The organism is Psychromonas sp. KJ10-2 (assembly GCF_047323255.1).
Lineage (GTDB): Bacteria > Pseudomonadota > Gammaproteobacteria > Enterobacterales > Psychromonadaceae > Psychromonas.
On sequence record NZ_CP178827.1, the window covers coordinates 1,346,641 to 1,358,815 of the forward strand.

Annotated in this window: 8 protein-coding genes, 2 rRNA genes and 1 pseudogene; 4 read left to right on the top strand and 7 right to left on the bottom strand. The window is 41.3% G+C overall.

Translation table 11 applies throughout. From position 1 onward, the window contains the following. Window positions 1-52: 52 nt before the first annotated feature. The 4 genes and pseudogenes from panB (at window position 53) to ACLKL2_RS06545 (ending at window position 3,668) form a co-directional block, all read left to right on the top strand. Window positions 53-847 carry a 3-methyl-2-oxobutanoate hydroxymethyltransferase gene (gene panB, locus ACLKL2_RS06530; RefSeq protein WP_413693793.1) on the top strand — a complete coding sequence of 265 codons (795 nt, stop codon included), beginning with the start codon at window positions 53-55 and terminating at the stop codon, window positions 845-847. A 45-nt stretch (window positions 848-892) separates the two neighbouring features. Then, the gene (gene panC / locus ACLKL2_RS06535; protein ID WP_413693794.1) at window positions 893-1,747 is read left to right on the top strand and encodes a pantoate--beta-alanine ligase; all 855 of its coding nucleotides are present in this window, start codon (window positions 893-895) and stop codon (window positions 1,745-1,747) included. Window positions 1,748-1,817: 70 nt separating this feature from the next. Continuing rightward, window positions 1,818-2,198: an aspartate 1-decarboxylase gene (gene panD, locus ACLKL2_RS06540; protein ID WP_413693795.1), complete on the top strand. Its 381-nt coding sequence runs from the start codon at window positions 1,818-1,820 to the stop codon at window positions 2,196-2,198. 331 nt (window positions 2,199-2,529) lie between these two features. Further along, window positions 2,530-3,668 (top strand): annotated as a pseudogene (locus ACLKL2_RS06545) (glycerate kinase). A gap of 63 nt (window positions 3,669-3,731) precedes the next feature. Here the strand turns inward: ACLKL2_RS06545 and ACLKL2_RS06550 are convergent. The 7 genes from ACLKL2_RS06550 to ACLKL2_RS06580 form a co-directional block, all read right to left on the bottom strand. Beyond that, window positions 3,732-4,361, bottom strand: a complete 630-nt coding sequence (locus ACLKL2_RS06550; RefSeq protein ID WP_413693796.1) for a protein-methionine-sulfoxide reductase heme-binding subunit MsrQ — start codon at window positions 4,359-4,361, stop codon at window positions 3,732-3,734. 18 nt (window positions 4,362-4,379) lie between these two features. Beyond that, window positions 4,380-5,405 (bottom strand): protein-methionine-sulfoxide reductase catalytic subunit MsrP, encoded by a 1,026-nt coding sequence (gene msrP, locus ACLKL2_RS06555; protein WP_413693797.1) that lies wholly within the window; start codon window positions 5,403-5,405, stop codon window positions 4,380-4,382. 73 nt (window positions 5,406-5,478) lie between these two features. Next, window positions 5,479-6,156 carry a tRNA (guanine(46)-N(7))-methyltransferase TrmB gene (trmB, locus tag ACLKL2_RS06560; RefSeq protein WP_413693798.1) on the bottom strand — a complete coding sequence of 226 codons (678 nt, stop codon included), beginning with the start codon at window positions 6,154-6,156 and terminating at the stop codon, window positions 5,479-5,481. After that, on the bottom strand, window positions 6,153-6,926 hold the full coding sequence (locus ACLKL2_RS06565; protein WP_413693799.1) for an ABC transporter permease: 774 nt from the start codon (window positions 6,924-6,926) through the stop codon (window positions 6,153-6,155). The genes trmB and ACLKL2_RS06565 overlap by 4 nt, the downstream gene beginning before the upstream one ends. Further along, window positions 6,916-7,839 (bottom strand): ABC transporter ATP-binding protein, encoded by a 924-nt coding sequence (locus tag ACLKL2_RS06570; protein WP_413693800.1) that lies wholly within the window; start codon window positions 7,837-7,839, stop codon window positions 6,916-6,918. The genes ACLKL2_RS06565 and ACLKL2_RS06570 overlap by 11 nt, the downstream gene beginning before the upstream one ends. 1,028 nt (window positions 7,840-8,867) lie before the next feature. Then, window positions 8,868-8,983, bottom strand: a 5S ribosomal RNA gene (rrf, locus tag ACLKL2_RS06575). A gap of 150 nt (window positions 8,984-9,133) precedes the next feature. Then, window positions 9,134-12,019 (bottom strand): 23S ribosomal RNA (locus ACLKL2_RS06580). Window positions 12,020-12,175: the final 156 nt, after the last annotated feature.

Sequence of the window (12,175 nt, forward strand, 5' to 3'; positions counted from 1 at the left end):
TGATTACGCCAGTAGAATCACCCCTATAAAACACTGCTAGTTAGGAGCAACAATGGCTAAAATAAGCGTTTCTCGTTTAGCTAAAATGAAGCAAGAGCAAGAGAAAATCACCTGTATTACCGCATATGATGCAAGTTTTGCGGCTATTTTTGACCAGGCAGGTATCCAGGTATTATTAGTAGGCGACTCTCTAGGCATGGTATTACAAGGCCATGACTCTACCCTACCCGTTACCGTTGAACATATTGCCTACCACACTGCTGCAGTAGCGAGTACCACTGAAAAGTCATTAATCATTGCAGACTTACCCTTTATGTCTTACGCAACACCAGAGCAAACCTATAGCAATGCAGCAACATTAATGCGTGCAGGCGCTAACATGGTGAAATTAGAAGGCGGCGATTGGTTAAACGAGTCAGTGATCGGCTTAATACAACGTGGTATTCCAGTATGTGGCCATTTAGGCTTAACCCCTCAATCAGTGAATGTATTTGGTGGTTATAAAGTACAAGGTCGTGCTGAAGAGCAAGCTGATAAGCTAGTTGAAGATGCATTAGCATTACAACAAGCGGGTATTCAACTATTGGTATTAGAGTGTGTGCCGGTTGCGTTAGCTGAACGTGTCACTAAAGCATTGCACATTCCTGTTATCGGGATCGGTGCAGGTACAGAAACCGATGGACAAATTCTAGTAATGCATGATGCTTTTGGCATTTCAGCAGGCTTCTGCCCTAAGTTCTCTAAAAACTTTTTAGTAGAAACAGGCGATATCCGTCGTGCAGTTGAGCTATATAAAGAGCAAGTAGAAAATAAAATATTTCCAGGCGCAGAACATAGCTTTTATTAAGGCTAGTGCACCCTATTTTATTATTTAACGTATTAAGAGTTAACTATGCAAGTAATCCAAAACCCTAAGCTATTGCGCTCAGCAATACGCGATATCAAACAGCAAGGGAAGCAAGTTAGTTTTATCCCAACAATGGGAAACCTACATCAAGGTCATTTAACGTTAGTTAAAGAGGGACAACAACATGCTGACGTTACAGTGGTCAGTATTTTTGTTAACCCATTACAATTTAACAATGCCAATGACTTAGCCAATTACCCAAAAACCCTTGAAGCGGATTGTGAAAAGTTACAACAAGCGGCTGTGGATATTGTATTCACCCCTTCAGCTAACACAATTTACCCGAATGGTCTGGAAGCACAGACCTTTGTGGAAGTACCTGGTGTATCCGATTGTTTAGAAGGTGAATTACGCCCAGGACACTTCCGAGGTGTGAGTACCGTAGTCGCTAAGTTATTTAATCTAGTACAACCAGACTTTGCTTGTTTTGGTGAAAAAGATTTCCAACAACTATGTGTTATCAAACAAATGGTCACTGACCTAGCGATGCCCATTGAAATCATTCCTGTTGCAACGGTACGTGAAACATCAGGGTTAGCCATGAGTTCTCGTAACAACAAGCTTTCAGCCGATGAAAAGTTAATTGCGCCTAAAATTGCGGAAGTAATGAATCAATTGGGACAACAGCTACCACATAATTGGGGGAGCTATAAACAACTGATCAAAGATGCTGGTCAAACGCTAGATCAGTCTGGTTTTAAAACCGACAAAATTCATGTTGTTGATCCAGTAACATTAGCGCCTTTAACAGCTGATAGTAAACAAGCAGTTGTATTAATGGCCGCGTTCTTAGGTGAAACACGTTTAATTGACAACCTAGTTGTTGATTTGCACCCTTAAAGTTTTTACTTTATAGTCGCCGTACTGAGAAAAACAGACTCATTTCAAATTTTAAAATTAAAGGTTTTGTATGAAAAAGACACTGCTAACAGGCAAGTTGCACCAAGCTCGTATTACTCACGCTGAATTAAATTACGAAGGTTCATGCGCAATCGATCAGGACCTTCTTGAGCAAGCTGGTATTTTAGAGTATGAACAAATCGAAATTTACAATATCGAAAACGGTGCGCGCTTCTCTACTTATGCAATCGTAGGTGAACGTGGTTCAAAAATCATCTCAGTTAACGGTGCAGCTGCACGTCAAGCTTGCGTTGGTGACCGAGTGATCATCTGTACTTATGCTGCGTTAGAGGCTGAAGAAATTGCAGGCCACAAACCAAGCCTAGTTTACTTAGATAAAGACAATAACATTGTTCGTACAAGTAAAGACGTACCTATTCAAGTTGCTTAATCTGACGCAATCAGTCATTAAGTATAGAGGCCGTTAGCATTAATTGTTAACGGCCTTTTTTATTCCCCCATGAAAATCCATCTACTTATACCAATCATAGTAAGTAACTGATCTATTTTACTTGTTAAAACAACTTATTTTTTCGTTGTAAGTTTCGTATAGGGAACAACCATTTACATCAACTTACGCCTCAAACTAAGCCATTTTTCCGGCGCAAAATTTAGATCAGTTATTTAATACAATTGGTATTATCTACTTTCCTTTTATCGGATCAGCGCTGAGAATGTGCTAACGTTAATAATAGGTATATCATTTAAGCAGAGGGATGAGCATGAAAATAGTAATCGCACCTGATTCATATAAAGAAAGTTTAACTGCTAAACAAGTTTGTATCGCTATTGAAACCGGCTTTAAAGAGTCTTTCCAGATGCACGATACGTGTTAGTACCCGTCGCAGATGGTGGTGAAGGCACTGTTCAATCGTTAGTCGATGCGACTCAAGGAGAGGTGAAAAATCTTCCAGTTACGGGCCCTATCGGTAAAGCAGTGGATGCCTTTTATGGTTTGTTAGGCGATGATTCTAATACCGCCGTTATTGAGATGGCAGCAGCCAGTGGTTTACATCACGTACCTGAGCACGCAAGAGACCCGAAAGTGACCTCAAGTTTTGGTACTGGCGAGTTAATTAAAGCAGCATTAGATGATGGTGCAAAAAAAATCATCATTGGTTTAGGTGGCAGTGCCACTAACGATGGTGGCATGGGTATGATGAGTGCTTTAGGGGTGCGATTTTTAGATCAAAACAATCAAGAGATCACCGCAAACGGCGCTGGGTTACAAGATATCGTTAAAATAGATATTGATGACATGGACCCTCGCCTGCAAGCCTGCGAAGTATTAGTTGCCTGTGATGTTGACAACCCTTTATGTGGCGAGCGAGGGGCAACTCATGTCTTTGGTCCGCAAAAAGGTGCTACAGAACAAGATATCGAACTATTAGATAAAGCCCTGCTTCATTATGGTCAATGCATTAAACAACAACTGTCTATTGATGTATTAGACACTGCCGGTTCAGGCGCTGCTGGCGGGATGGGCGCTGCATTAATGGCTTTTGCTAAGGCAAGTTTAAAGCCAGGGATAGAGCTCGTACTAGAAGCAGTTAAATTAAGCGAAGATATGCAACAAACGGATTTAGTGATCACAGGTGAAGGCCGTATTGACCATCAAACAGTTTTTGGTAAAACCCCGATGGGAGTAGCTAAAGTCGCCAAACAATTTGCTATTCCAGTAATCGGTATCGCTGGCAGTTTAGGAAAAGATCACCAAGCTGTTTATGAATGTGGCATAGACGCTGTTTTTGCAGCAGTACCAGGCGCAATGACATTACAACAAGCTTTTGCAGACGCTAAAGTAAACGTAGAAAATGTCGCAGAGAATATTGCTCAACTGTGGGCGCTTAAAGGTAAATAAGTTAATAAGTTAATAAGTTAATAAGTCAGAGTGCTATTTTCTGATAGCACCCTTTAATACCTTTTAGTTTATAGTTTTTGATTTTTTAAAAACTGAATAATATAAAGATTTAAAGTATTGTCGACGCTCATTTAATAAAATAAAGCATAAGGCAAAGTAAATACTTGGTTCTATCAGTCCAGACTTCACCGACCAATAATAATGTACAGTGCCTAATATTAACGCCACATATACCCATCTATGAAGAGTAAACCAAGCTTGTTTCATTCTTTTCCTAATAGCGTTGAGAGAGGTAATACTCAACAATAAAAGGATTGTTCCAGCGGCCATGCCTAAGGTTAGATAAGGTCGCTTAATGGTTTCTTCTATCAGTAACCCCACTTGCCAGTTTAACTCTAACCAGAGAAACGCGGTAAAATGTAAACAGATCCAAGCAAAACTATATAAACCCAATACTCTCTTTAGCCTTAATAATAAAGGTTGTTTAAAACGCTTAGCAAAAGGTGTAATCACTAACGTAATTAATAAGTAGTTCAGTCCTGTTTTACCAAGAAAGTGGATCATCTCTTTAACAGGATCAGCTCCTAAGCGATTACTATCAATCAATATATAAAAATACAGTAAAGTCGATAATGAACCTAAGTGAATAATCGCTTTAATTAAGGTAATAGCTAATGGTGGAATCTTAAACATCTCTATACTCAGTGACCATTAAAAGTAACGAGACAAGTTAATGCCTTTGTACAAATCAGCCACTTCCTCTTCGTACCCATTAAACATTAAAGTTGGTTTTCTAGATTGTTGGAAAACATTACCTTCACCAATAAAACGTTCAGTTTCTTGACTCCAGCGAGGATGATCTACATTAGGATTCACATTTGCAAAAAAACCATATTCATCGGGGCCAATTGCTTGCCATGTATTAACAGGTGCTTTATCAGTCACTGTAATTTTTACTACTGACTTGATACTTTTAAAGCCATACTTCCATGGCACGACTAAGCGTATCGGTGCACCATTCTGTGGAGCTAAGGTTTTACCATATAAGCCAACCGACATCAGCACTAATGGATTCATCGCTTCAGCGATAGTTAAGCCCTCTACATAAGGAAAGTTAATACTTCCACCTACAAATCGTGACTTTTGACCGCGCATCTGTTCAGGGTCATAAACAGTTTCAAAACGAACAAACTTAGCATTAGACTTAATCCCCGCCTGTTTTAATAAACTGGCTAAGGTAAACCCTAACCATGGTATATTCATAGACCAGGCTTCTACACAACGCATACGGTATAAGCGCTCTTCTATCTCAAATTTCTTTAATAGATCTTCGTAATTCAGGGTAATTGGATTATCTACTAGCCCATCAATAGTTAATGACCATGGATCAACTTTGAATTGTTGACCGTATTCAGCAGGGTCACCTTTACCCGTACCAAATTCATAGAAGTTGTTGTATTCAAGGACTTTACTTTCTGGGGTCAAACTGGTTAATGATTGGAAGTTAGTATTTTTAGTAAAACTGAGCGGTGTACGCTGAAAAGTGCCACCTGCCTTTGCTTCATCACCGCTACTGGTAAAGATATCAAAAACACCGGCAGTGGCAGTTTTTGTAAAAGGTAGCGTTAACGCAGCAAGCCCCACCCCTTTCATTATATTTCGACGCTCTTTATAAACCGACTCACCAGTTATTTGTGATTCTTTTAACTGTGATTTTTTAGTGTGTTTAATAAGCATATCTTTTCCTCACTTAATTGAATCAAGATAGACCTATAAAACACACATAATATTTCATTTAATTACAAGTATCTTACAGATCGCATAATAATCTTAAGGATTGCTGGCCACTCGCCCAATATTTTCTTTCGAAAGGCGTAATAGCTTTCTCGGCACTATAGACATCGATCTGACTTTCAACATTAGCTAATACTAGCGCTCTTTGAAACTCTTCAACATAAGTAAACCAATTACTTCTCACATCTAACTTCCCACCCAGCTTAATGATAGAAGGAAAAACTGCACTACCATGCCAACGACGTTGTAAATGCTTTGCCTTTGGCCATGGATTTGGGTATAGCAGATAATGGTGTGACAATGTCCATTCTGCTTCTACCGCTAAACGCCAAAAATCATTGAGATTGACCTGTAATAAACGATAATTATCTAAGGTTTGGATCACTTCTTCATTATCATTAGGATGTTTTGATAATCGGTCTGCTGATTTATCCATACCTAATACAATCGCTTCTGGGTGAGCTTTTGCAATATGATAAGTACTTTCACCTACGCCACAACATGAATCAAAAATAATTGGCTTTCCCTGTTGCTCAACCCACTTCTCCACCTCTTTAAAAGCTTGTAATGTATGAGTCTGGTATGGCTTTTTAAAGTCATGCTGTAAATGTTTTAAAACCACTTCATCGAGTTTCTCATTTAACCCCTGTTGATTCGATGTAATAACCCGTGAATCGCCTGTAATATCGATCATGTACGCACACCTATACCTTTGTTTAATAAAATATATAACAGAGAATAAGTCACCGTAATAAAGCTAAAAATCACTACAAATGACCATATAATTGGTACATCAGATACCCCTAAGAAACCATAACGAAAAGCATTGATCATATAAAACACAGGATTAAAATGTGAAACACCCTGCCAAAAGTCAGGCAATAGCGAAATAGAATAAAAGACACCACCTAAATAGGTTAAAGGCGTTAAAACAAAGGTTGGAATAATACTAATATCATCAAAGGTTTTAGCAAATACAGCATTCAGCAACCCACCTAATGAAAATAAAATAGAAGTACATAACACACTCGCAATTAACACAAAGATATTATGTATATGCAAATCTACAAAAAATAACGAAACTAAAGTGACGATCAATCCAACCATTAAACCACGAGCAACACCGCCACCCATGTAACCTAAAATAATCAGGTAATTCGGGACAGGCGCCACTAACAGCTCTTCGATATTATGTTGTAGTTTGGCACTAAAAAATGACGAAGCCACATTAGAATAAGAGTTAGTGATCACCGACATCATGATCAAACCAGGCACAATAAAGGCCATATAGCTAAAACCATTCATTTCACCAATACGAGAGCCAATTAAATTACCAAAAATAATAAAATATAAAGACATAGTAATCGCAGGCGGCACTATGGTTTGCACCCAAATTCGCATAAAGCGATTGATCTCTTTTCGCCAAATACTGTTAACAGCAATCACATATTGATTATTTAGCATCGATAACTCCATTCTTTACTAGCTCTAAGAATAACTCTTCTAGGCGGTTAGATTTATTTCTTAAACTTTTAACTTCAACATCATGCTCACTTAACAAAGCAAATACTTGATTAAGTGATTGTGACTTTGGCAGCTCTAACTCTAAGGTACTGTCATCAATAGCCGTTAAAGTAAATTCATTACTGGTAGGCAATTGACTAAAATGTTCAACATCCAAGATAAAGGTTTCATTATCTAATCGACTCAATAACTCTTTCATACTGGTATTAATCACTAATTCACCTTGATTAATAATGCCGATATTTCTACATAAGTTTTCAGCTTCTTCTAAATAATGAGTCGTTAGAATTATCGTTACACCTTGTTGATTTAATTCAGTTAAAAACGTCCACATTGAACGTCTTAACTCAATATCAACACCTGCTGTCGGTTCATCTAAAATCAATAATTTAGGTTGATGCATTAAGGCGCGCGCGATCATTAGGCGGCGTTTCATGCCACCAGATAACTCACGTGCAGGCTCATTACGTTTACCCCATAAATCTAGCTGCTTTAAATACTTTTCAGCCCTTACAAAGGCTTCTTTACGCGGCGTCCCATAATAACCAGCTTGGTTAACTAATATTTGTAAAGGCGGCTCAAATTGATTGAAGTTAAACTCTTGAGGAACTAAACCGATTTGGCTTTTAGCTAGTTCAAGTTGAGTATCGATGTCATAGCCAAAAATACTTACCTTGCCTGAGCTTTTATTTACTAACGAAGAGATAATACCGATAGTCGATGACTTACCAGCCCCATTTGGTCCCAATAAAGCATAAAAATCACCTTCTTTGACCTGTAAAGAAATTCCTTTTAAAGCTGTAACACCACCTTTGTAGGTTTTCGTTATATTGTGAAGTTCAATTGCATTCATAACAATAAAGCCTTAATAATCATTCACTCAAGTTATAAAATATAAGAAATCTACTTGAATAAACACAGTAAAAAATAAAGCCTGAATTGTAACATAAACTTGCCCTCTACTAAGTGATTCTTAAGGGTAAACTAATAAACAATTACTGACAGTAAAATAACAAAGGTAATAGTACATATTGTGTAAGATTAAGGTACTGGTCGAATTAGGCAACAGCAATTAAGCACAGCTTAATATTAGGAGCGCTGGGCGAATCAACCGTCAGGTTGGTCTCATGAGCAGGCAAGCTCTGCGCACCCTTTTTCAGCCTGCAGATCTTTTGGTGTTGGCACTTCAAATTTCATATCGCTTTCTTACAAAGCAGTAAATCAAAGACAACACAAAAAAGCAAAACACTGCAGACTAAAGCCAGCGCCCCAAGGTCAAAAGATGTTTCTTAAATACGTTACATCAACATTAAAATTCAACACTTTCACTGATCTCATAACAGTGCGACAGCTATCAAGCAAAGCTTGATATTCGGGGCGCTGGCTTTAGCCTGCAGTTTTAATGTGTTGGCTTTTAGTGATATTGTGAGTATTAATCAGCTCCTTAAACACAGAAAACGACCACATTCGGCTAATACCCTAAATGGGAGAAGCTAATAATTATTTAATTTTTAATGTCATAAGCTAAAACCAAAATTAACACAAAGACACTGCAGGCTAAAGCCAGCGCCCCAAGGTCAAAGGATGTGTCGTAAACAGAATAGGTCAGTACGGTAAGTACTGTAAGTATTATATCCTCGAATTTCAGGCATAAAAAAACCCTGTCGACGTCAGTCAACAGGGTTCGTTTAATGAGGCGCTTGGCGATGGGTGAACATTGCTCATGCCCCATCGCTGTCGCGATATTCGCCCTACTGTCACACATAAGGATGGCGACTACGTCGCTACTTTGTTTATCCCATGTTCAAGTCGCTCAGCATAAATCAACACAATTAAAAAAGCCCCACCGGAACTAACCAGTGGGGCTATTTTAAATGAGGCGCTTGGCGATGACCTACTTTCACATGGGGAGACCCCACACTATCATCGGCGCAGCTGCGTTTCACTTCTGAGTTCGGCATGGGATCAGGTGGTACCACAGCGCTATGGCCGCCAAGCATAAATTGTAATTAGGAAAGTGACATTCTAATGTTCTTTATTCGTTCTATTTAATCGTAGCAGTCTATGTAAATACGCTATCACAAGCGCTATATTTTAACCTCTTCTTTGACTATCTTGGTCACATAACAACACTACTTAGGTGTTGTATGGTTAAGCCTCACGGGTAATTAGTACAAGTTAGCTCAATACGTTACCGCACTTACACACCTTGCCTATCAACGTTGTAGTCTCCAACGGCCCTTTAGGGAACTTAAAGTTCCAGTGAGAACTCATCTTGAGGCTCGCTTCCCGCTTAGATGCTTTCAGCGGTTATCGATTCCGAACGTAGCTACCGGGCAATGCTATTGGCATAACAACCCGAACACCAGCGGTTCGTCCACTCCGGTCCTCTCGTACTAGGAGCAGCTCCTCTCAATTCTCAAACGCCCACGGCGAGATAGGGACCGAACTGTCTCACGACGTTCTAAACCCAGCTCGCGTACCACTTTAAATGGCGAACAGCCATACCCTTGGGACCGACTTCAGCCCCAGGATGTGATGAGCCGACATCGAGGTGCCAAACACCGCCGTCGATATGAACTCTTGGGCGGTATCAGCCTGTTATCCCCGGAGTACCTTTTATCCGTTGAGCGATGGCCCTTCCATTCAGAACCACCGGATCACTATGACCTACTTTCGTACCTGCTCGACGTGTCTGTCTCGCAGTTAAGCTGGCTTATACCATTGTACTAACCTCACGATGTCCGACCGTGATTAGCCAACCTTCGTACTCCTCCGTTACTCTTTGGGAGGAGACCGCCCCAGTCAAACTACCCACCAAACAGTGTCCCAAACCCCGATTCAGGGGCCATGGTTAGAACTCAAAACATACAAGGGTGGTATTTCAAGGTCGGCTCCACCGCATCTGGCGACGCGGTTTCAAAGCCTCCCACCTATCCTACACATGTAGGCTCTAAGTTCACTGCTAAGCTATAGTAAAGGTTCACGGGGTCTTTCCGTCTAGCCGCGGGTACACAGCATCTTCACTGCGATTTCAACTTCACTGAGTCTCGGGTGGAGACAGCATGGCCATCATTACGCCATTCGTGCAGGTCGGAACTTACCCGACAAGGAATTTCGCTACCTTAGGACCGTTATAGTTACGGCCGCCGTTTACCGGGGCTTCGATCAATAGCTTCGACCTAAGTCTAACCACATCAATTAACCTTCCGGCACCGGGCAGGCGTCACACCCTATACGTCATCTTACGATTTAGCAGAGTGCTGTGTTTTTAATAAACAGTTGCAGCCATCTGGTATCTTCGGCCCCCAACAGCTTAGAGAGCAAGTCTCATCACCGTCAAGGGCGTACCTTCTCCCGAAGTTACGGTACCATTTTGCCTAGTTCCTTCACCCGAGTTCTCTCAAGCGCCTTGGTATTCTCTACCTGACCACCTGTGTCGGTTTGGGGTACGATCCTCATATTTCTGAAGCTTAGAGACTTTTCCTGGAAGTATGGCATCAATGACTTCACTACCTTAGTAGCTCGACATCGCGTCTCAGTATATAGCAACCCGGATTTACCTAAGTCACCTACCTACACGCTTGAACCTGGACAACCATCGCCAGGCCCACCTAGCCTTCTCCGTCCTCCCATCGCAAAATATAAGGGTACGGGAATATTAACCCGTTTCCCATCGACTACGCCTTTCGGCCTCGCCTTAGGGGTCGACTCACCCTGCCCCGATTAACGTTGGACAGGAACCCTTGGTCTTCCGGCGGGGAGGTTTTTCACCCCCTTATCGTTACTCATGTCAACATTCGCACTTCTGATACCTCCAGGATGGTTTACACCTTTCCCTTCGACGGCTTACAGAACGCTCCTCTACCACGCATATAAATATGCGTCCGCAGCTTCGGTGATATGTTTAGCCCCGTTAAATCTTCCGCGCAGGCCGACTCGACTAGTGAGCTATTACGCTTTCTTTAAAAGATGGCTGCTTCTAAGCCAACTTCCTAGCTGTCTAAGCCTTCCCACATCGTTTCCCACTTAACATATACTTTGGGACCTTAGCTGGCGGTCTGGGTTGTTTCCCTTTCCACGACGGACGTTAGCACCCGCCGTGTGTCTCCCATGATTGCACTTGTTGGTATTCGGAGTTTGCAAAGGGTTGGTAAGTCGGGATGACCCCCTAGCCTTAACAGTGCTCTACCCCCAACAGTGATACATGAGGCGCTACCTAAATAGCTTTCGAGGAGAACCAGCTATCTCTTGGTTTGATTGGCCTTTCACCCCCAGCCACAAGTCATCCCCTAATTTTTCAACATTAGTGGGTTCGGTCCTCCAATTGATGTTACTCAATCTTCAACCTGCTCATGGCTAGATCACCAAGTTTCGGGTCTAATCCCAGCAACTATTCGCCCAGTTAAGACTCGGTTTCCCTACGGCTCCCCTAAATGGTTAACCTTGCTACTGAAATTAAGTCGTTGACCCATTATACAAAAGGTACGCAGTCACGGAATAAATCCGCTCCTACTGCTTGTACGTACACGGTTTCAGGTTCTATTTCACTCCCCTCACAGGGGTTCTTTTCGCCTTTCCCTCACGGTACTGGTTCACTATCGGTCAATTAGGAGTATTTAGCCTTGGAGGATGGTCCCCCCATATTCAATCAGGATTTCTCGTGTCCCGACTTACTCGTTTTCACTGTAAGAAGTTTTTGTGTACGGGACTATCACCCTGTACCGTGGCACTTTCCAGAGCCTTCCACTAACTTTTAAACAGCTTAAGGGCTGTTCCGATTTCGCTCGCCGCTACTGTCGGAATCTCGGTTGATTTCTTTTCCTAAGGGTACTTAGATGTTTCAGTTCCCCTCGTTTGCTTCGCTATGCTATGTATTCACATAACGATGACACTAAGTGCCGGGTTGCCCCATTCGGAAATTCCAGGATATAACGCTTGTTATCAACTCCCCTGGACTTATCGCAGATTACCACGTCCTTCATCGCCTCTAATTGCCTAGGCATCCACCGTGCACGCTTATTCACTTAACCATACAACACCTAAACAGTGTCTAAATGTGTATGTTGTTTCCAAGACGCTTGCGATTCTCATATTTACATATGAAAAACGTTTACGTTTTTCGTGCACCTAACACTCTAAGAGTGTGTAGATACGTACTCATTACATTTGCATGTAATGTGCATTTG

Bases quoted from the DNA above. Each gene is read 5' to 3' on its own strand.
- panD (WP_413693795.1), top strand. From the start codon at position 1,818: ATGAAAAAGACACTGCTAACAGGCAAGTTGCACCAAGCTCGTATTACT.
- panB (WP_413693793.1), top strand. From the start codon at position 53: ATGGCTAAAATAAGCGTTTCTCGTTTAGCTAAAATGAAGCAAGAGCAA.
- ACLKL2_RS06570 (WP_413693800.1), bottom strand. From the start codon at position 7,839: ATGAATGCAATTGAACTTCACAATATAACGAAAACCTACAAAGGTGGT.
- trmB (WP_413693798.1), bottom strand. From the start codon at position 6,156: ATGATCGATATTACAGGCGATTCACGGGTTATTACATCGAATCAACAG.
- panC (WP_413693794.1), top strand. From the start codon at position 893: ATGCAAGTAATCCAAAACCCTAAGCTATTGCGCTCAGCAATACGCGAT.
- msrP (WP_413693797.1), bottom strand. From the start codon at position 5,405: ATGCTTATTAAACACACTAAAAAATCACAGTTAAAAGAATCACAAATA.
- ACLKL2_RS06550 (WP_413693796.1), bottom strand. From the start codon at position 4,361: ATGTTTAAGATTCCACCATTAGCTATTACCTTAATTAAAGCGATTATT.
- ACLKL2_RS06565 (WP_413693799.1), bottom strand. From the start codon at position 6,926: ATGCTAAATAATCAATATGTGATTGCTGTTAACAGTATTTGGCGAAAA.